This is a genomic window from Brevundimonas sp., assembly GCF_044239655.1.
Classification (GTDB): domain Bacteria; phylum Pseudomonadota; class Alphaproteobacteria; order Caulobacterales; family Caulobacteraceae; genus Brevundimonas.
In genome coordinates this window covers 1-17,408 of record NZ_JBIIAY010000064.1, presented here as the reverse complement: position 1 = coordinate 17,408, position 17,408 = coordinate 1, and the positions used below count along the sequence as shown (strand labels likewise).

At 66.7% G+C, this 17,408-nt stretch carries 23 protein-coding genes; 18 read left to right on the top strand and 5 right to left on the bottom strand.

Annotated features, from left to right (window positions below):
• The 4 genes from tyrS to ACILQR_RS09970 all read left to right on the top strand — a co-directional run bounded on the left by tyrS (nucleotide 1) and on the right by ACILQR_RS09970 (nucleotide 3,582).
• Nucleotides 1-1,257: a tyrosine--tRNA ligase gene (tyrS, locus tag ACILQR_RS09985; protein ID WP_395651281.1), complete on the top strand. Its 1,257-nt coding sequence runs from the start codon at nucleotides 1-3 to the stop codon at nucleotides 1,255-1,257.
• Nucleotides 1,258-1,271: 14 nt separating this feature from the next.
• Nucleotides 1,272-1,736 carry a thioredoxin-dependent thiol peroxidase gene (gene bcp, locus ACILQR_RS09980; protein WP_395651280.1) on the top strand — a complete coding sequence of 155 codons (465 nt, stop codon included), beginning with the start codon at nucleotides 1,272-1,274 and terminating at the stop codon, nucleotides 1,734-1,736.
• Between the two features lie 186 nt (nucleotides 1,737-1,922).
• Nucleotides 1,923-3,074 carry a peptidoglycan DD-metalloendopeptidase family protein gene (locus ACILQR_RS09975; protein ID WP_395651279.1) on the top strand — a complete coding sequence of 384 codons (1,152 nt, stop codon included), beginning with the start codon at nucleotides 1,923-1,925 and terminating at the stop codon, nucleotides 3,072-3,074.
• The gene (locus ACILQR_RS09970) at nucleotides 3,058-3,582 is read left to right on the top strand and encodes a polymer-forming cytoskeletal protein (RefSeq protein ID WP_395651278.1); all 525 of its coding nucleotides are present in this window, start codon (nucleotides 3,058-3,060) and stop codon (nucleotides 3,580-3,582) included. Before ACILQR_RS09975 ends, ACILQR_RS09970 begins: the two co-directional genes overlap by 17 nt.
• A 140-nt stretch (nucleotides 3,583-3,722) precedes the next feature.
• Here the strand turns inward: ACILQR_RS09970 and ACILQR_RS09965 are convergent, their stop codons facing one another.
• Both ACILQR_RS09965 and ACILQR_RS09960 read right to left on the bottom strand, forming a co-directional pair.
• On the bottom strand, nucleotides 3,723-4,232 hold the full coding sequence (locus ACILQR_RS09965; RefSeq protein WP_395651277.1) for a DUF1465 family protein: 510 nt from the start codon (nucleotides 4,230-4,232) through the stop codon (nucleotides 3,723-3,725).
• 120 nt (nucleotides 4,233-4,352) lie between these two features.
• A complete protein-coding gene (locus tag ACILQR_RS09960) occupies nucleotides 4,353-4,559 on the bottom strand; it encodes a DUF1192 domain-containing protein (RefSeq protein ID WP_271146876.1) in 207 nt (68 codons plus the stop codon).
• 78 nt (nucleotides 4,560-4,637) lie between these two features.
• On the opposite strand from ACILQR_RS09960, the gene ACILQR_RS09955 reads away from it, so the two are divergent.
• Nucleotides 4,638-5,624 (top strand): NAD(P)H-quinone oxidoreductase, encoded by a 987-nt coding sequence (locus ACILQR_RS09955; protein ID WP_395651276.1) that lies wholly within the window; start codon nucleotides 4,638-4,640, stop codon nucleotides 5,622-5,624.
• 2 nt (nucleotides 5,625-5,626) lie between these two features.
• Here ACILQR_RS09955 and ACILQR_RS09950 read toward each other — a convergent pair whose 3' ends face one another.
• The gene (locus tag ACILQR_RS09950) at nucleotides 5,627-6,346 is read right to left on the bottom strand and encodes a beta/gamma crystallin-related protein (protein ID WP_395651275.1); all 720 of its coding nucleotides are present in this window, start codon (nucleotides 6,344-6,346) and stop codon (nucleotides 5,627-5,629) included.
• A 226-nt stretch (nucleotides 6,347-6,572) separates the two neighbouring features.
• Between ACILQR_RS09950 and ACILQR_RS09945 the strand changes: the two genes are divergently transcribed.
• Entirely contained in the window at nucleotides 6,573-7,238 is a 666-nt protein-coding gene (locus tag ACILQR_RS09945) for a DUF1013 domain-containing protein (RefSeq protein WP_395651274.1), read from the top strand.
• Nucleotides 7,239-7,305: 67 nt separating this feature from the next.
• On the opposite strand, the gene ACILQR_RS09940 is transcribed toward ACILQR_RS09945, so the two are convergent.
• Nucleotides 7,306-7,479 carry a YdcH family protein gene (locus ACILQR_RS09940; RefSeq protein WP_271146872.1) on the bottom strand — a complete coding sequence of 58 codons (174 nt, stop codon included), beginning with the start codon at nucleotides 7,477-7,479 and terminating at the stop codon, nucleotides 7,306-7,308.
• Between the two features lie 137 nt (nucleotides 7,480-7,616).
• Between ACILQR_RS09940 and ACILQR_RS09935 the strand changes: the two genes are divergently transcribed.
• From ACILQR_RS09935 to ACILQR_RS09900, 8 genes are all read left to right on the top strand, one after another.
• Complete coding sequence (locus tag ACILQR_RS09935) at nucleotides 7,617-8,222, top strand: UbiX family flavin prenyltransferase (RefSeq protein ID WP_395651273.1); 606 nt, start codon at nucleotides 7,617-7,619, stop codon at nucleotides 8,220-8,222.
• On the top strand, nucleotides 8,219-8,692 hold the full coding sequence (locus tag ACILQR_RS09930) for a TIGR02444 family protein (protein WP_395651272.1): 474 nt from the start codon (nucleotides 8,219-8,221) through the stop codon (nucleotides 8,690-8,692). Before ACILQR_RS09935 ends, ACILQR_RS09930 begins: the two co-directional genes overlap by 4 nt.
• A 39-nt stretch (nucleotides 8,693-8,731) precedes the next feature.
• Nucleotides 8,732-8,956, top strand: a complete 225-nt coding sequence (locus ACILQR_RS09925; RefSeq protein WP_271146869.1) for a YdcH family protein — start codon at nucleotides 8,732-8,734, stop codon at nucleotides 8,954-8,956.
• Nucleotides 8,957-9,018: 62 nt separating this feature from the next.
• Nucleotides 9,019-9,279: a type II toxin-antitoxin system Phd/YefM family antitoxin gene (locus tag ACILQR_RS09920; protein WP_395651271.1), complete on the top strand. Its 261-nt coding sequence runs from the start codon at nucleotides 9,019-9,021 to the stop codon at nucleotides 9,277-9,279.
• Nucleotides 9,276-9,713 (top strand): type II toxin-antitoxin system VapC family toxin, encoded by a 438-nt coding sequence (locus ACILQR_RS09915; RefSeq protein ID WP_395651270.1) that lies wholly within the window; start codon nucleotides 9,276-9,278, stop codon nucleotides 9,711-9,713. Before ACILQR_RS09920 ends, ACILQR_RS09915 begins: the two co-directional genes overlap by 4 nt.
• Nucleotides 9,714-9,721: 8 nt before the next feature.
• The gene (rnr, locus tag ACILQR_RS09910) at nucleotides 9,722-12,067 is read left to right on the top strand and encodes a ribonuclease R (protein ID WP_395651269.1); all 2,346 of its coding nucleotides are present in this window, start codon (nucleotides 9,722-9,724) and stop codon (nucleotides 12,065-12,067) included.
• Nucleotides 12,064-12,771 carry an NUDIX hydrolase gene (locus ACILQR_RS09905; protein WP_395651268.1) on the top strand — a complete coding sequence of 236 codons (708 nt, stop codon included), beginning with the start codon at nucleotides 12,064-12,066 and terminating at the stop codon, nucleotides 12,769-12,771. The genes rnr and ACILQR_RS09905 overlap by 4 nt, the downstream gene beginning before the upstream one ends.
• A 3-nt stretch (nucleotides 12,772-12,774) precedes the next feature.
• Nucleotides 12,775-13,191, top strand: coding sequence for a DUF5990 family protein (locus ACILQR_RS09900; protein WP_395651267.1), 417 nt, complete (start codon nucleotides 12,775-12,777; stop codon nucleotides 13,189-13,191).
• Here ACILQR_RS09900 and ACILQR_RS09895 read toward each other — a convergent pair.
• On the bottom strand, nucleotides 13,181-13,741 hold the full coding sequence (locus ACILQR_RS09895; protein ID WP_395651266.1) for a hypothetical protein: 561 nt from the start codon (nucleotides 13,739-13,741) through the stop codon (nucleotides 13,181-13,183). The genes ACILQR_RS09900 and ACILQR_RS09895 overlap by 11 nt on opposite strands.
• Nucleotides 13,742-13,868: 127 nt before the next feature.
• On the opposite strand from ACILQR_RS09895, the gene rpmG reads away from it, so the two are divergent.
• From rpmG to ACILQR_RS09875, 4 genes are all read left to right on the top strand, one after another.
• Entirely contained in the window at nucleotides 13,869-14,036 is a 168-nt protein-coding gene (gene rpmG / locus ACILQR_RS09890; RefSeq protein WP_131252530.1) for a 50S ribosomal protein L33, read from the top strand.
• Nucleotides 14,037-14,245: 209 nt separating this feature from the next.
• Nucleotides 14,246-15,253 carry a type I glyceraldehyde-3-phosphate dehydrogenase gene (gene gap / locus ACILQR_RS09885; protein WP_395651265.1) on the top strand — a complete coding sequence of 336 codons (1,008 nt, stop codon included), beginning with the start codon at nucleotides 14,246-14,248 and terminating at the stop codon, nucleotides 15,251-15,253.
• Nucleotides 15,254-15,430: 177 nt separating this feature from the next.
• The gene (locus tag ACILQR_RS09880) at nucleotides 15,431-16,627 is read left to right on the top strand and encodes a phosphoglycerate kinase (RefSeq protein WP_395651264.1); all 1,197 of its coding nucleotides are present in this window, start codon (nucleotides 15,431-15,433) and stop codon (nucleotides 16,625-16,627) included.
• 154 nt (nucleotides 16,628-16,781) lie between these two features.
• A partial coding sequence (locus ACILQR_RS09875; RefSeq protein WP_395651263.1) for a class II fructose-bisphosphate aldolase occupies nucleotides 16,782-17,408 on the top strand: 627 nt, incomplete at its 3' end.

The following is a 17,408-nucleotide window of genomic DNA, read 5'->3' as shown; positions in this document are numbered from 1 at the left end:
ATGACCGACCCGACCTTCAAATCCGACTTCCTGACCACGCTCCAGGCGCGCGGATATATCCACCAGATCACCCACCCGACCGAACTCGACACGGCGGCGAAGGACGGGATCGTCTCAGGCTACATCGGGTTCGATGCCACGGCACCCAGCCTGCACGTCGGCTCCCTGATCCAGATCATGATGCTGCGCCGGCTCCAGCAGGCCGGCGGCCGGCCCGTCGTCATCATGGGTGGGGGCACGACCAAGGTCGGTGACCCGACCGGCAAGGACACTTCACGGCCCCAGCTGACCGACGAAACCATCCAGTCCAATATCGCCTCCATCCGGACGGTGTTCGAGAAATTCCTGACCTTCGGCGACGGCCCCACCGATGCGATCATGATCGACAACGATCAGTGGCTGTCGAAATACGGCTACATCGAATTCCTGCGCGACTACGGGACCCACTTCACGGTCAACCGGATGCTGGCATTCGACTCGGTCAAGCTGCGGCTGGAACGCGAGCAGCCGATGACCTTCCTCGAGTTCAACTACATGCTGATGCAGTCGGTGGACTTCCTGGAGCTCAACCGCCGCCAGAATGTGGCCCTTCAGATGGGCGGGTCGGACCAATGGGGCAATATCGTCTCCGGCGTCGATCTGGTTCGCCGGGTGGATCAGAAGGCCGCCTTCGGCCTGACCACGCCGCTCCTGACGACGGCCTCGGGCGGCAAGATGGGCAAGACGGCCCAGGGTGCCGTCTGGCTCAATGCCGAACAGTTGAGCCCCTATGACTACTGGCAGTTCTGGAGGAACGCCGAGGACGCCGACGTCGGCCGGTTCATGAAACTGTTCACCGACCTGCCGCTGGACCAGATCGCCGCCTGGGAAGCGAAACAGGGTGCCGAGATCAACGAGGCCAAGAAGGCGCTCGCCGACGCGGCGACCACCCTGCTTCACGGCACCGAGGAGGCGGCCAAGGCCCGCGCGGCGGCCGAGGGGGCCTTCGAACGCGGCACGATGTCCGCCGACCTGCCCACCGTCGAACTCCCGTCGGCCGAGGTCATCGGCGCCATGATAGCTGCGGTGACCACCAAGGCCGGCCTCACCGCATCCAACGGCGAGGCGCGTCGCCTGGCCCAGGGCGGCGGCCTTCGCCTGAACGACGAAGCCATCTCTGACGGCGCTCGCCTGATCGAAGCCTCCGACGTCGGCCCCGAGGGCGTCATCAAACTGGCCGCCGGCAAGAAAAAGATCGTACTCGTCAGACCCGTCTGACCCGGAGAAGCGAAATGACGATTGAACCCGGTTCCCCCGCCCCTGCCTTCGATATGCCCACCGACGGCGGCGGGCGCATCCGCAGTGCCGACCTGATCGGCAGATCCGTCGTCCTGTATTTCTACCCCAAGGCCGACACCCCGGGCTGTACTACGGAAGCGCAGGATTTCACGGCCCTGGCCGAGGATTTCACTGCCGCGAACACCGTCGTCATCGGCGTCTCCCGCGATGCGGTAAAGGCGCTGGACCGGTTCAAGACCAAGCGCGAGTTGGGGGTCATCCTCGCGTCCGACGACGAAGGCTCGGTCACCGAAGCCTTTGGCGTGTGGGGAGAAAAGACGCTCTACGGTCGCGTCTACATGGGGATCGAGCGCGCCGCCTTCCTGATCGATGCAGGCGGCCTTGTCCGACAGGTCTGGCGCAAGGTCTCGGTCAAGGGACACGCTCAGGCGGTTCTGGACGCCGTCCGGTTGCTCTGACCAGTATAAATCTCGCCGTGATCTGACCTCGACAGACTTGTCATTACCCCTGTCAGGCGAAACTTTACCGTATCCAGATTCGTTTTCGGGTGTGCGGCGCACAATCAGGGTTAACAATGCGTGAACGCCATTGCCGTAAGCGTCAGCGTACGGTTTAGTGCCTCCGGAACGTGGGGGCGTGTTCATATGGAAGACGAACAAGGGGCGGTTAGGCGGTCCCTTCTGGATCGCTTTTTTCCGGAGCGTCATCTCTATTTGCGCAGCCACGGCGAGGTCCGGGGCTATGTTTTGACCGGCAGCCGTCAGGCCATGATCGCGGCTGTGGCTGTGGTTTTTGCGGCCTGGACCCTTGTGGCGTCCGGCGGCTTCCTGTTCGACGTGATCGCCCGCAGCCAGGCTGACAGCGACGTCGCCCGCGCCCGCGCCGCCTCGGAACGGGTCAACGCAGACCTCCAGGCCCGGCTCGAGACTGCCGTCGTCCGCATGTCGGCCACCAACGGATCGCTGGACGAGATGGCCGAGATGGTCGAGCGCCGACACGCGGCCCTGACAGGGGTGATGAGCAATTTCCAGGGCATCCCGGGATCGCAGGCGGCTCTGCGTCCTGCACGGGCCCTTAACCCGGCGACCACCACCCCTGTTCAACGCATCATGGCCGTGCGCATGGACCAGGACCGGCTGATCGCCCGGGCCCAGACCTTCGCCCAGAACCGCGCCGAACGGCTGCGCCTGGCCTTTCGCCTCGCGGGGCTGAACCCTGCGGCCTATGTCTCGCGCGGATCGTCCTTGGGCGGGCCTCTGGTCGAGGCCAAGGACCCCAGTGCCCTGGCCGCCATCCTGGATGTCGATGAGCCCTTCGCCATCCGCATCCGCAACGCCGCCGACAACCTTAGTGAAATGCGCCAACTGGCCGACGTCGCGGAGGGCCTGCCGTTCAACAAGCCGACCACCGCGCGGACCACGTCCGGGTTCGGCGTACGGTTCGATCCGTTCAACGGCCGACCCGCCCTGCATCAGGGTCAGGACTTCGCTGCGCCCCTGAATACGCCGATCTCGGCCACCGCGCCCGGCGTCGTGTCGTTTACCGGCGTCCGTTCAGGGTATGGCAACACCGTTGAGATAGATCACGGTCACGGCTTCAAGACCCGCTTCGCCCACCTGAACTCCATCGCCGTCGCCACCGGCCAGCCGATCGCGCTGGGCCAGAGGATCGGCGGCATGGGGACCACGGGGCGTTCCACCGGCGTGCATCTGCACTATGAAGTGTGGGTGGACGGCCGACCCCAGAATCCCGCCCGCTTCCTCAGAGCAGGAGACCAGCTTGTTCAACAAAACTAACACCCCCCGCCCGGCCGCCCAGCCGATCCCGCCCCTGCCCGACCTGCCGACCGCAGGCCGGTCTGTCAGCGCCCCGACCCCGGCCCCGTCGCCGGTGGCGTCGTCGCGGGGCCTGTCGACCCTGTCGTCGGACCTCAGCTTCGAAGGGGTCATCTCGGGGGCCGGTGATCTTCAGGTCGACGGAGCGATCAAGGGTGATGTCCGCGTCGGCCGGCTGATCGTCGGTGAAACCGGTGCGATCGAGGGCAATGTCGCGGCCGATTATCTAGAGGTCCGTGGCCGGATCGTCGGTGCCGTCACCGGCAAACAGGTCAAGCTGATCTCGACGGCCTATCTGGACGGCGACATCACGGCCGAACAGCTGTCGATCGACGTGGGTGCCTATTTCCAGGGCCGCGTTCTGCAAAGCCGCCGCGACGTCCCCGCCTCGGCCCCGCCCGCCCGGCCTGCGCCGGCCCCGGTCGCGCCGGAACCTGCGCCGCAAGTCATCGAGATGAAGCCGGTTTGAATTTCTCCCTCCCCTTCATGGGGAGGGATGATCGCGGAGCGATCCGGGTGGGGCCGTGTAAAGCACGCTCCTCACCTATCGGATCCTATCCTGACTTGCCTTCGCCTCGCCGTCCCTGCCTGCGACGGGGAGAGAGGATCTTACAATCTGAACGCCGCTTCAAGCATGCCGTGCTGGCTCAGGACCGGGTTCACCGGCTCCTCCACCGGCGCGTCCAGATACATCCGGCGATCAAGGTACAGCACCCGGTCGTGGAGCTTCTCGGCGCGGACCACATATTCGACCAGGGCGATCGGCAGGTCGGCATGGCTGGGCTCGGCATCCGCCGGGCGCGGGGTCAGGCGATAGCGCGGATCACAGGCGGCATCAGGCTCCATATCGCCTTCGCGCACCGCCCGCTGGACCAGCAGCCAGGACGCGACCTGCATCAAGCGGGTCGTCAGCTTCATGCTCTCGGCCGCATAGGCCAGGGCCGCCGCGCGCGACAGCAGCTTGGACTCGCGCCGCCCGTCGCCGTCCAGATAGGCGGCGATGTCCTCAACCAGCTCCATGCCCTCGGCGAAGGTGCGGTCGAAAAGCTCCGAGCGCGCGAAGTCGCGGATCTCGGCCGCGCGGGACCGCATGTCGGGCAGGGCAGCGTCAGTGGTCATAAAGGCCATAATACTCATGAAACTGCGCGCGCGTCCGTATCGATTTTCGGGCCATGGCGGCCCCTGCGGTCCCGGGCTGCAACCCCCGTGCCAGCGTACCGGCGGTGTGCGAAACCGTCGTCAGGCGCCGAAGTTGAACAGGGCGTCGGCGGCGCTCTTCTTGGCCTGCTTGCCCGCGATGGCGGATCGGGCCCGTTCGATCTCGGTGTTCAGGGCCTCGATCCGCTCGTCCAGTTCCTGAACCGAATACAGGTCGAGGTCCTCGCGGCCCAGCGCCGTCAGGGTGGCACCGCGGCCGACGCGGGGCTCCAGATCTTCAAACGTCATCACCGGCTCCTGTGGCCATGCTCCGTGTGAACCCCTATTTCAGCGCCTGTCGCGGCATGAATGCAAGGTTGCTCGCCCATGAAGGTCATCGAGATCAAGGGCGGCTCCGGCCCCGCCGAGGCGCTGACGCTCGCCGAACGTCCGGATCCGGAGCCCGGACCGGGACAGGTCCGCATCAGGGTTCGCGCCGCCGGGGTCAACCGCCCCGACCTGTTGCAGCGCCAGGGCCGTTACCCGCCGCCGCCTGGCGCGCCGGACATCCTGGGGCTCGAGGTCGCCGGGGAGATCGACCGGATCGGCACCGATGACGGCTCGGGTGGCGTGGGGCGATGGCGGCTCGGCGACCGGGTCTGCGCCTTGCTGGGCGGAGGTGCCTATGCGGAGTCCGCCGTGGTCGACGCCCGGCATGTCCTGCCCATCCCCAACGGCATGGATTTCATCCAGGCCGCCGCCCTGCCCGAGACGGTCTTCACCGTCTTCGCCAATGTGTTCGAGGCGGGCGGTCTGAAGGCCGGCGAGACCCTGCTGATCCATGGTGCGACCAGCGGCATCGGCGTGACCGCCATCCAGATGGCCAAGGCGGCCGGTGCGCGGGTCATCGCCACGTCACGCGGGCCGGAGAAAGCCGCCGCCGCCCTGACCCTGGGGGCCGACATCAGCCTTGACGCCTCGGTCGACGACGTCGCGGCGGCGCTGGCCGAGGCCGGCGGGGTCGATGTGGTTCTGGACATGGTCGGAGCCGACTATGCGCGGATCAATCTCGACGCGCTGAAACCCCTCGGTCGATGGGTGGTGATCGCCACGCTTTCGGGCGCGCGGTCGGAGATCGATCTGTCGAAAGTGATGATGAAGCGGATCGTGCTGACCGGTTCGACCCTGCGGGCGCGCCCGGCCGACGAGAAGGCGCGGCTGGCGACGGCGGTCGAGGCGACAGTCTGGCCCTGGGTCGCGTCAGGCGCGGTCAGGCCGCCTGTGGAGGCGACGTTCCCGCTGTCCGCGGCCGCTGCGGCCCACCTCCATCTGGAAGCGGGCCGCCATGTCGGCAAGGTTGTTCTGGAGGTCTAGGCTTACCAGCCCCCTCCACCGCGCCGCACCGGGCGGATCGACGAGATGCGGTCGTTCAGGCCCCAGCGGTCGAGGTTCCGGACCGAACCGTCGAACTGCTGGCACTGACCCCGGAAGTTGGAGTCGGTGCAGGCTTCCCAGGTGCCCCGGAACTGCATCGAGCTGATGGCGTCGTTGAAGCCGGAGTTGCCGAGGTTGTAGATCTCGCCCGTGAAGGTCTGGGACTGGCCGCGGAAATTGGCGTCGCGATAAACAGTCACCGAGTTGCCGCCATTGCCACCGCCCCAGCCGCCGCCGTTGTTGCCACCGCCGTTGTTGCCGCCCCAACCACCGCCGTTGTTTCCGCCGCCGTTGTTGCCGCCACCCCAACCACCGCCGTTATTGCCACCGTTGTTGTTGCCACCGCCGCCGGGGCGCCCGCCGCCACCGTTGTTGCTGCCCCGCTCATAGTCGCCACGGAAGCTGCCGCAGACCAGAAGACCGTCGATGTTGCCGATCTCATTGTTGGCGCAGCGGGCCAGTTCGATCGAGGTGCCGCGCAGATTGCCGCGCGTGTCCTGGCAGTCGGCGTACAGGCGGCCCTGATTGACGTACTCGCCCGAACAGGTCTGGGCATAGCTGCCCCGCGGTGCGACCCGCTGCTGGCCGCCTTCAGGTGCCGCGAACTGCTGGGGTGCCAGCAGGGCCATGGCGGCAGCCGCCGCGCTCATTTGAATCAACATCGCGTTCCCTCCAGAACAATCCCTAAAGACGCACAACGCGCCTGGACGACCAGTGTTCATCCCCGAACATGAACCTGTGCTGTATGTCCGTTTCAGACGCGTGACGGTCAACGTTTTCTTTTCTGACGAAACGGCCTATACCTCGACCATCGCGCCCGGCCGAAAGGTCGGGCGCCGTCGTATCCAGAGCCCGCATTCGGGCCATCTTCTACCGGGACCAACGCCCATGACCGACATCCTCATGCCCAAGGCCACCGCGGTCTGGATGGTGGACAACACCTCCCTGACCTTCGAGCAGATCGCCGCCTTCTGTGGCCTGCATCCGCTCGAAGTGCGCGGCATCGCCGACGGCGACGTGGCCCGCGACATCCGCGGCGTCGATCCGATCACCGGCGGTCAGCTGACCCGCGAGGAGCTCGACAAGGCCCAGGACAATGCCGACTACCGCATGAAGGCCATCGTCAGCCGCCACGCCGAACTGCTGAAGGCCCACAAGGCACCGCCGAAATACACGCCGGTCTCGCGCCGCCAGGACCGTCCGGACGCCATCGCCTGGTTCGTGCGCAACCACCCCGAGGTGACCGACGCCCAGATCGCCAAACTGCTGGGCACCACCAAATCCACGATCGAGAGCGTGCGCAACCGCACCCACTGGAACAGCCCCCAGATCAAACCGGTCGATCCGGTCACACTGGGCCTCGTCGGCCAGCTCGCGCTCGACGACCTGGTCTCCAAGGCCGCCGCCAAGAAGAACAAGGACGACGCCAAGAAGGGCGGCGACACTCTCCAGCCCGTCGAGGCCGAACCCGCCGAGCCCGAGTTCGTCCCCGAAGCCGCAGAGCGCCGCACCGCCGAACCGACGGCCGCTTCGGTGTTCGGGACGCGCAACTAGACCGGAAACGGCAACGGCCCCGGTGTCTCCACCGGGGCCGTTCCTTAACTTAACGCGGGTGGCCCGGCTAACCTGCCCGGGCCTCGAGACTGGTGATTTCCTCCTTGAGCCGGAGCTTCCTTCGCTTCAGCTCCCTGACCTGCAACGGATCCACGGCCGGATGATGCACCTCCCGCTGGATGGTCTCATCCAGCAGACGGTGACGGTTTCCCAGTTCGCGGATACGAGCTTCGATGGTCATGGCTTGCGCCTCCATGTCTAAGGGACCAGGTAGTGAGCGCCCGGAACGCCGGTCTGTGGAATCACGAGTCCGTGACGACAACAGGGTGTTAACGGGCTCCGGACTGGGACAGGCTGAGCGCCAATAAGGACCATGATGTGAACGGAGCCGTACGGAACCTTCCACCCCGCCTTGTCGTGGGAATTTCCGGTGCGTCCGGCGTGACTTACGGCGTCCGGGTGCTGGATGCGCTGAACGACCTGGGCGTCGAAAGCCACCTCGTCGTCACCCGTGCCACCCTGCTGACCCTGTCCCAGGAAACAGATCTGACCCCTGGCGACCTCATGGGCCGCGCCACCGTGTCGCACCGGCTGAACGACGTCGGCGCGACCATTGCCTCCGGCTCGTTCCGGTCGCTGGGCATGATCGTCGCGCCATGCTCGGTCCGGACCATGAGCGAGATCGCCACCGGCGTGACCTCGACCCTGCTGACCCGCGCCGCTGATGTGGTCTTGAAGGAGCGACGGCCTCTGGTTCTGATGGTGCGCGAAACGCCTCTGCACCTGGGGCATCTGCGGACCATGACGGCCCTGGCCGAGATGGGCGCGATCATCGCGCCGCCCGTCCCCGCCTTCTACGCCAAGCCCACCTCTATCGCCGAGATGGTGGACCAGTCGGTGGGCCGCGCGCTGGACCTGTTCGGGCTGGACTGGTCGGCCGTGCGTCGTTGGGGCGGGCTGAAGGGCCCGGCCGACGCGGAATGAGCGACGGCGGGCTCTGGGACTGGGCGGTCGCCGCCTATGCCGTACCGGGCGTGCCGGAGGCCTGTCTTCAGCTTCAGGAGGTCAACGGCCAGAGTGTGCCGCTTCTGCTCTGGGCGGCCTGGTGTGCTAGGTCGGGTCGATGTCCCGACGGCGATACGCTGGAAGCCGCCTGCGACACCGCCCGCGCCTGGGACCGCGCCGCCATCACCCCGCTGCGCAAGGTTCGGGTCACGCTGAAGGCCCAGATCCTCGACATGGGTTCAGATGCCCGCCTGGCCCTTCGTGAACAGGTCAAGGCGCTTGAGCTGGAGGCTGAACGCGGCCTGCTGACCGACCTGGAAGCCCTCGCTCCGCCGTCGACCGGGACCGCCCTGCCCGCGCTGGACGGCATGGTCGAGGTCGCGCGCGTCTGGGACCGCGTCGTGCCGCGCCAGGCGCTGATCGCGCTCGCCGAACGCCTTCCGGCATGACGCCGCCTCGGCTATGATTGCGCGAGTCAGGGCCTGCGCATGAACGACGACGAACCTTTCCTGTCCGAAGACGAGCTGGCGCTCCACGCGGAGGTCAAGCTGCTGCGCCAGGAGCATGCCGATCTCGACGCCTCCATCGAGGCGCTCAACCACATGCCGATCCCCGACCAGCTGATGATCGCCCGGCTGAAACGCAAGAAACTGCTGCTGCGCGACGAGATCGTGAAGATCGAAAGCCGCATCCTGCCCGACATCATCGCCTGACTGGCGCGACTGGCAAATCCGCGAAAAATGGCTATACTTATGGCCATAATCGGAGAGCGATCATGGCCAGTTACGGCGTCGCCGAAGCCAAGAACAATTTCACTCACCTGCTCGACCGGGTCGAGGCTGGCGAGAGCATCACGATCACCCGCCATGGCAAGCCAGTGGCCGAGTTGAAAGCAGCAGCTCGGGAAAGGCCAGTGTTGTCCATCGAGGAACGAGGCGCCGCCATGGATCGGCTGAGGGCCGTCGCGGAGTCGCAGCCACGGATCGACATCTCAGCCGTAGACCTGATCCGGCAGATGCGTGACGAAGGCTTTTGAGCGACTATCTGGATGCCAGCGCCCTGGTCTCGGTCTTGCTCGGCGAGCCGACCAGCCGCGCGGTTAGAGCGCATCTTCGGCTCGGGTCAGCTGAACCCATCATCAGCAGCTTTGGCGTCGGCGAATGCTCCGCCGCGATTGCCGGCTTGGTGGTGATGGGTCGCAAGACCGAAAGTGAAGCCGTCGCCTTGCTGACTGCGCTCGATGAATGGGTCGCAACCAGTGCGACTCTGGGCCCGATCCGCGACAGCGACATCACTGAAGCCAACCGCATCGTACGCCGCTTCGATCTGAAACTCAGGCTGCCCGACGCCATCCACGTGGCGACCGCCCGGCGAATGAATGCCCGGCTGATAACACTCGACCGCCGAATGGCCGCAGCGGCGAACGCCCTCGGCATCGCCTGCATCAATCCCACCGAGATTTCGGTATGAAAGACTGAATGGCCAAGACCCCTAAACGTCCCGCATCGGGCCTCCCCGACAAGGAGACCCTCCTAGCCTTCCTGCGCGAAGCCGGCGAGGCGGACAAATCCGACCTCGCCCGCGCCTTCGGGCTGAAAGGCAATGAGCGCCGGCTGCTGCGCGAGATGATCCGTGAGCTGGAAGCCGAGGGCAAGCTCGGCAAGCGGGGCAGGAAGGGCTTTTCCGAGACCGGCACCCTGCCCCCGGTCGGCGTGGTCGATGTGGTCGAACGCGACGGCGATGGCGAGATGTACGTCCGGCTCGTCGAAGCCTCCAAGGATGCCCCGCGCGCCCTGCTGGTTCCCGACAAGTCCGGCAAGGTCGGGCCGGCACCGGGCATGGGCGACCGGCTGCTGGTCAAGTTCGAACGGGCCGCTGAGGGCTGGGAAGCCCGGCTCGTCAAGAAGCTGGACGGCGACAACAACCGCGTCCTGGGCGTCATCCGCAAATCCAACCGCGAAACCCGCGTCGAGCCCGTCGATCGCCGCTCCAAGGACGTGCTGATCATCCCCCAACTGCTCGCCGAAGACCTGCGTGACGGTGACCTGGTGCTGGCCGCCATCGAGAAATCCGAACAGCGATACGGCCCCAAGCGCGGCAAGATCCTGGAGCACATCGGCAAGGAGGACGACCCCCGCGCCGCCTCCCTGATCGCCATCCACGCGCACGGTGTCCCGACCGGCTTTTCGGACACGGTGGAGAAGGAGGCGGAGACCCAGGACCTGCCGACGCTGAAAGGCCGCGACGACCTGCGCGATATTCCCTTCGTCACCATCGACCCGGCCGATGCGCGCGATCACGACGACGCCGTCTATGCCCAGCGTGACGAGGACGAGAAGAACCCCGGTGGCTGGATCGTCTGGGTCGCCATCGCCGACGTCGCAGCCTACGTCCGGCCCGGCACGGCTCTGGACCGCGAGGCCCGCGCCAAAGGCAACTCGACCTATTTCCCCGATCGCGTCGAGCCGATGCTGCCCGAACGGCTGTCGAACGGCCTGTGCAGTCTGAAGGAAGGCGAGAACCGCGCGACGCTGGCCGTGCGCATGGTGTTCGACTCCTCCGGCAAGAAGATCGGCCACAAATTCCATCGCGGCCTGATGCGGTCGCACGCCAAGCTCAGCTACGAACAGGCCCAGTCCGCAATCGACGGCGTCGAGAACGGCGGCGGGACCGACGACACGACCGGCGCGATCATGGAGGCCATCCTCTATCCCCTGTGGAACGCCTATCACACGATGCTCAAGGGTCGGCTGAAGCGCAGCCCGCTCCAGATCGAGAGCGCCGAACGCCGCATCCTGATGGCACCCGACGGAGGGATCGCCGCCATCGTGCCTCGAAAGTCGCTGGAGGCCCACCGGCTGATCGAGGAGATGATGGTCCAGGCCAACGTCTGCGCGGCCGAGACCCTTGAAGCGAAGAAGACGCCACTGATCTTCCGCGTCCACGAGACGCCCAGCCAGGAAAAGGTCTTCAACCTGGCCGACTTCCTGAGCACCATCGGCAAGACCTGGAACAAGGGCGAGGCGCCGACCACCAAGCGGTTCAACAAACTGCTGGATGAAACGCGCGACACCCCCCACGCCGAGGTCGTCAACGAGGTCGTGCTGCGCTCGCAGATGCAGGCCCACTATTCGCCCGACAACCTGGGCCACTTCGGCCTGAACCTGGATCGCTACGCCCACTTCACCTCGCCGATCCGGCGCTATTCCGACCTGATCGTGCACCGGGGCCTGATCCGCGCCCTCAACCTCGGCAGCGACGGCCTGACCGACAAGGAGATCGCCGAGCTTCAGTCGATCGCCGAACAGGTCACCCTGACCGAGCGCCGCTCCATGGCCGCCGAGCGCGACGCCATGGACCGCTACGTCGCTGCTTTCCTGGAGGACCGGGTCGGGGCGACCTTCACGGGCCGGATCACCGGCGTGACCCGTTTCGGCCTGTTCATCCGACTGGACGAGACGGGGGCCGACGGCCTGGTGCCGGTGTCCTCGCTGGGCAATGAATACTTCACCCACGACGACCGCGCCCACGCCCTGGTCGGCGAACGCTCGGGCCAGCGGTTCACCCTGGGCCGGATGGTGGAGGTCAGGCTGAAGGAGGCCACGCCGATCACAGGCGGCCTGCTGTTCGAGATGCTCAGCGATCCCGAACCCCGCGACCCGAACGCGGCGGCACCCCGCCTGGGTGTTCGCGCCCGTGACCGGGGCCCCGGCGGTGCGTCCTTCCCCAAACGCGGCAAGGCCCGGCCGGGCGGACCCAAGCCGCCGTCGGGTGGCCGCCCATCCGGCGGCCTGAAAGGCGTCCGCAAGGGCAAGCGGCGGTGACCGAAGCCTTCGACGCCGAACAGGATCTGCGCGATGCGCCCCGCATCGCCGGACCCCGCCTGCGCCCCAAGGATGCCGCGACTCTGATCCTGTTTCGCGGCACCGCAGACGCACCCGAAGTTCTGATGGGCCGTCGCGCCGAGGGCCATGTGTTCATGGCGTCGAAATGGGTCTTTCCCGGCGGCCGCATCGATCGGTCGGACTTCACCGCAGCCTCCGCAAACGATCCTTCGCCCGAAACCCTGACCCGGCTTCAGCGCGAGCTTCCCGCACGCCGCGCCCGCGCCCTGCTGCTGACCGCCGTGCGGGAGACCTTCGAGGAGACCGGCCTGATGCTGGCCGAGCCCGCCCCGCCGGCCTCCGTCGCCGGGCCGTGGCGCGAGTTCCGGGCCGTCGGTGCCCTGCCCGACCTCGCCGCCCTGTCCTATGTCGGACGGGCCATCACGCCGCCCAACCGAACGCGGCGGTTCGACGCCCGGTTCTTCATGGCAGATGCCGCCGCCCTTCTCGCACCCGAGCCCACGGCCGGGTCGGGGGAACTGGACGAGATCGCCTGGTTGCCCTTGCCCGAGGCGCTGGCCCTGCCCCTGCCCGCCATCACCCGGCTGATCCTGGGCGAGGCCGCCGAGCGACGCGCGAACCCCGATCGGATCCCGCCCTTCGTCCGGATGGTGAAGGGTCAGCACATCATCACCCGGGAATAGGCCATGCCCGCCGAGATCACCCTGCGCCTGACCACCAACGACCCGGTCGCGGGCCTGCACTACAGCCTGCAGGATCAGAAATCCGCGCCGGTGGACGCCCGCATCTCGACCGACGCGCCCCTGTCGTTCGATGTGCTGGTCAAGCTGTCTGACGATGGCCGCCTGACCGGGCCGTTCGTGCGGCGGGAGGGGCCGACGCGGCGCTTCGTCTATATCGCCATCGGCGGTCAGGCGGGGGACGGCCAGACCTGCATCTCGCGCCGCGCCAAGATCGACGTCCACGATATCCAGGCCGACCTCCTGACCCTTGCACGATCCGGCGCAGTCCTGGGCGTCACCCTGCCCGGCCGCGCGAAGGACGGCGGCCCCGCCTGTGCCACAGTCCGGCCTCTGACGCCTTGGGCCGTGGTCAGTCCGTGATCGGCTTCGTCAGGTCGAACTCGACGCGGAAATGCCGGTTCGCGCGGCGAAGTTCATAGGTGAACATCCGCCCCGGATGCACCTCGACCGCCCAGACGTTGGTCGTCGAGACCGAGGCATCCCAGGCGTTGAACAGCTCGACCGACCACGCATCGACCGGGAATTCCTGCCGCTCGGCCGTCCCCGGTGCGTTGGTCACGCCGCCGTACCAGTGCAGGCCGTCGGGCTTGCCGTCGGTGCCGCGATGATCGTGCTTGAGCCGCAGGGCGTCGCCCATCCGCGTAATGACCCAGGTGCGCGACCGGTCCTCGCCCACGGCGAAGGGGACGCGGATTTCGTCGGCGGAACAGTCCCGTACGTGCATCGTCAGCCGCTGGCTGGCGAAGTCGGCGTCGGCGGCGTCGGTCGTCACCACCCGGCCCTCGAACCTCTGGCCGCACAGGGTCGACAGGTTGGCGAAGAAGGCGTCGCGGCCTTGCGTCTGCGCGCTTGCCAGGCTCGGCACCATGAGGACAAGGAGGGTGACGGCCAGGGTGATCGCGTTTTTCATGCGGCCAGACTGGCCCGCGAACCGCCCCGGTTCAAGACGTCGCCACGCCCGTTGACTTCCGGGCGTTCCTGAGTATGTTCCGCCGCTCTCATTTTTAGCGGCTTTCGCCGTCGCAAAGGTAATTCCGATGGCCAAGCCAGCTTCAATCAAGATTCGCCTGAACTCGACCGCCGACACCGGCTTCTTCTACGTCACCAAGAAGAACGCGCGCACCAAGACCGAGAAGATGGTCGTCAACAAGTACGACCCGGTCATCCGCAAGCACGTCGAATTCAAGGAAGGCAAGATCAAATAAGGCATCCTTCGTGGGCCTAACGCGCGGTCGCGCTGCTTGAGGCCATGCCTTCTGTGACCTTGGAACGCCCGGTTGGTTCGCCAGCCGGGCGTTTTGCTGTCCGGCGACATAATCTATCACGTCTTGTTACGGCTGCGGGCTTGATCCCGGGGCGCGTCGGCTCCATTGAAGCGCCCAACGAAAAAACAGCATCTCAGGAGCACCCGCCCATGACCGTCCGCGTCGCCATCAACGGCTTTGGCCGCATCGGCCGTCTCGTCCTGCGCTCGATCGTCGAGCATGGCCGCACGGACATCGAAGTCGTGGCGATCAACGACCTGGGCCCGGTGGAGACCAACGCCCACCTGTTCCGCTTCGATTCCGTCCACGGCCGCTTTCCCGGCACGGTGACGACGGGCGCAGACTGGATCGACGTCGGCACCGGCAAGATCAAGGTCACCGCCGAGCGCGACCCGGCCAAACTGCCCCACGCCGAACTGAACGTGGACATCGCGTTCGAATGCACGGGCATCTTCACCACCAAGGAAAAGGCCTCGGCCCACCTGACCGCCGGTGCCAAGCGCGTCCTGGTTTCGGCCCCGTGCGACGGCGCCGACAAGACCATCGTCTACAAGGTCAACCACGACGTCCTGACCGGTGAAGACATCGTCGTCTCCAACGGCTCCTGCACCACCAACGCCCTGGCCCCCGTCGCCAAGGTCCTGCACGACCTGTTCGGCATCGAGCGCGGCTATATGACCACCATCCACTCCTACACCGGCGACCAGCCGACGCTGGATACGATGCACAAGGACCTGTACCGCGCCCGCGCCGCCGCCCTGTCGATGATCCCGACCTCGACCGGCGCCGCCAAGGCCCTGGGTCTGGTCCTGCCGGAACTGAAGGGCAAGCTGGACGGCTCGTCGATCCGCGTCCCGACCCCCAACGTCTCGGTCGTAGACCTGAAGGTCGTCGCCGGCCGTGAGGTCACCGTCGAGGAAATCAACGCCGCTCTGCAAGCCGCCGCCGACGGCCCGATGAAGGGTGTCCTCGCCACGACGGTCGAGCCCCTGGTCTCCACCGACCTGAACCACATCGCCGCATCCTCGACCGCCGCCCTGCCCCAGACGCAAGTCGTGGACGGCAAGCTGGCCCGCGTCCTGACCTGGTACGACAACGAGTGGGGCTTCGCGACGCGCATGAGCGACACCGCGCTGGTGATGTCGAAATTCCTCTGAAGACCCGCGTCTCCTCCCCGTCGCCGCTTGGCGATGGGGAGCCATCGACCGCGAAGCGGTGGAGGGACTCTTGAAGCGCACACCGCATCCGGAGTGAAGAACCCCTCCGTCTCCTCGCAAGAACTCGGATCCACCTCCCCATTCGCTTCGCGAACAGGGAGGAGACAGGAAACCACCATGACCTACCGCACCCTCGACGACGCCAAGGATCTTGCCGGCAAGACCGCCTTGGTCCGCGTGGATTTCAACGTCCCGATGGAGGGCGGCAGGATTACCGACGACACCCGGCTGAGGGTCGCCCTTCCGACGATCACAAAGCTGCGCGAGGCCGGCGCCAAGGTCGCGCTTCTGGCCCATTTCGACCGGCCCAAGGGCAAGGTCGTCCCGGAAATGAGCCTTCAGCCCGTCGTCGCCGATCTGGAGACCCTGCTGGGCGCGCCCGTCCGCTTCGCCGAAGACTGCGTGGGTGACGCCGCCAAGGCCGCCATCGCCGATCTGGACGCCGGCGGCGTGGTCCTGCTGGAAAATGTCCGCTTCCACGCGGGCGAGGAAAAGAACGACCCGGCCTTCGCCGCCCAGCTGGCCGAGATCGCCGACGTCTATGTGAACGACGCCTTTTCCGCCGCTCACCGCGCCCACGCCTCGACCGAGGGCGTCGCCCACCTGATCACCGCCTATGCCGGCGAGTCCATGCGGCGAGAGCTTGAGGCTCTGGACGCCGCGCTCGGCAATCCGAAGAAGCCCGTCATCGGAATCGTGGGGGGATCGAAGGTTTCGACCAAGCTCGATCTGCTCAAGAACCTGGTCGGCAAGCTCGACAAGCTCGCCATCGGCGGCGGCATGGCCAACACCTTCCTGTTCGCACAGGGCGTGGATATCGGCGGCTCCCTGGCCGAAAAGGACATGGCCGACACCGCCCGCGAGATCATGGCGGAGGCTTCGGCCAAGGGCTGTGAAGTCCTGCTGCCGGTGGACGTCGTGGTCGCCGTCGAGGTCAAGCCCGGCGCTGTGGCCCGCACGGTCAGGACCGGCGAAGCCCTCGCCGCCGACGACAAGATCCTGGACGCCGGCCCCGAGACGGTCGCCAGGCTGAACGCCGCCATCGACGGCTGCAAGACCCTGATCTGGAACGGACCGCTCGGCGTGTTCGAGGTGCCGCCCTTCGACGCCGCCACGGTCGCCGCGGCCAAACATGTCGCGGAACGGACCAAGTCCGGCGCCCTGATCGCCGTCGCCGGCGGCGGCGACACGGTCGCGGCCGTCAACCATGCGGGCGTCACCGACGACCTGACCTTCGTGTCCACCGCCGGCGGCGCCTTCCTGGAGTGGATGGAGGGCAAGCCCCTCCCCGGCGTCGAGGCCCTGAACGCCTGATCGCATCGGGGGCGCGGCGTTCACCATGCTGCGATGCACAAAAGCCGCGCCTGACCGATCGTGACGCCATGCCGCTGTTACACGGCGTGACTTCGGCTGCGACCCTCGCTAGAGTTTCGCCAAACAAAACAGACAGACATCAGGGGTCACCATCATGGCGCGCATCACGCTGCGACAGCTTCTCGATCACGCGGCCGAGTTCGAGTACGGCCTGCCCGCCTACAATATCAACAACATGGAACAGGGTCTGGCGATCATGGAGGCGGCCGAGGAGGTCAACGCCCCCGTCATCATCCAGGCCTCGCGCGGCGCCCGCAACTACGCCAACGACATCATCCTGGCCAAGCTGATCGACGGTCTGGCCGAACTCTATCCGCACATCCCGGTCTGCATGCACCAGGACCACGGCAACGGCCCGGCGACCTGCGCCACCGCCATCCAGTACGGCTTCACCTCCGTCATGATGGACGGCTCGCTGGAAGAGGACGCCAAAACCCCCGCCTCCTACGAATACAATGTCGAGGTCACGCGCCGCGTGACCCAGATGGCCCACTCCTGCGGCGTTTCGGTCGAGGGCGAGCTGGGCGTTCTGGGCTCGCTGGAAACCGGCATGGGCGAGGCCGAGGACGGCCACGGCTTCGAGGGCAAGCTCGACCACTCGGCCCTGCTGACCGATCCCGACCAGGCCGTCGACTTCGTGCGCGAGACCCAGGTCGACGCCCTGGCCATCGCCATGGGCACCAGCCACGGCGCCTACAAGTTCAGCCGCAAGCCGGACGGC

Bases quoted from the DNA above. Each gene is read 5' to 3' on its own strand.
- tyrS (WP_395651281.1), top strand. From the start codon at position 1: ATGACCGACCCGACCTTCAAATCCGACTTCCTGACCACGCTCCAGGCG.
- bcp (WP_395651280.1), top strand. From the start codon at position 1,272: ATGACGATTGAACCCGGTTCCCCCGCCCCTGCCTTCGATATGCCCACC.
- ACILQR_RS09975 (WP_395651279.1), top strand. From the start codon at position 1,923: ATGGAAGACGAACAAGGGGCGGTTAGGCGGTCCCTTCTGGATCGCTTT.
- ACILQR_RS09965 (WP_395651277.1), bottom strand. From the start codon at position 4,232: ATGACCACTGACGCTGCCCTGCCCGACATGCGGTCCCGCGCGGCCGAG.
- ACILQR_RS09960 (WP_271146876.1), bottom strand. From the start codon at position 4,559: ATGACGTTTGAAGATCTGGAGCCCCGCGTCGGCCGCGGTGCCACCCTG.
- ACILQR_RS09955 (WP_395651276.1), top strand. From the start codon at position 4,638: ATGAAGGTCATCGAGATCAAGGGCGGCTCCGGCCCCGCCGAGGCGCTG.
- ACILQR_RS09950 (WP_395651275.1), bottom strand. From the start codon at position 6,346: ATGTTGATTCAAATGAGCGCGGCGGCTGCCGCCATGGCCCTGCTGGCA.
- ACILQR_RS09945 (WP_395651274.1), top strand. From the start codon at position 6,573: ATGACCGACATCCTCATGCCCAAGGCCACCGCGGTCTGGATGGTGGAC.
- ACILQR_RS09940 (WP_271146872.1), bottom strand. From the start codon at position 7,479: ATGACCATCGAAGCTCGTATCCGCGAACTGGGAAACCGTCACCGTCTG.
- ACILQR_RS09930 (WP_395651272.1), top strand. From the start codon at position 8,219: ATGAGCGACGGCGGGCTCTGGGACTGGGCGGTCGCCGCCTATGCCGTA.
- ACILQR_RS09925 (WP_271146869.1), top strand. From the start codon at position 8,732: ATGAACGACGACGAACCTTTCCTGTCCGAAGACGAGCTGGCGCTCCAC.
- ACILQR_RS09920 (WP_395651271.1), top strand. From the start codon at position 9,019: ATGGCCAGTTACGGCGTCGCCGAAGCCAAGAACAATTTCACTCACCTG.
- rnr (WP_395651269.1), top strand. From the start codon at position 9,722: ATGGCCAAGACCCCTAAACGTCCCGCATCGGGCCTCCCCGACAAGGAG.
- ACILQR_RS09900 (WP_395651267.1), top strand. From the start codon at position 12,775: ATGCCCGCCGAGATCACCCTGCGCCTGACCACCAACGACCCGGTCGCG.
- ACILQR_RS09895 (WP_395651266.1), bottom strand. From the start codon at position 13,741: ATGAAAAACGCGATCACCCTGGCCGTCACCCTCCTTGTCCTCATGGTG.
- rpmG (WP_131252530.1), top strand. From the start codon at position 13,869: ATGGCCAAGCCAGCTTCAATCAAGATTCGCCTGAACTCGACCGCCGAC.
- gap (WP_395651265.1), top strand. From the start codon at position 14,246: ATGACCGTCCGCGTCGCCATCAACGGCTTTGGCCGCATCGGCCGTCTC.
- ACILQR_RS09880 (WP_395651264.1), top strand. From the start codon at position 15,431: ATGACCTACCGCACCCTCGACGACGCCAAGGATCTTGCCGGCAAGACC.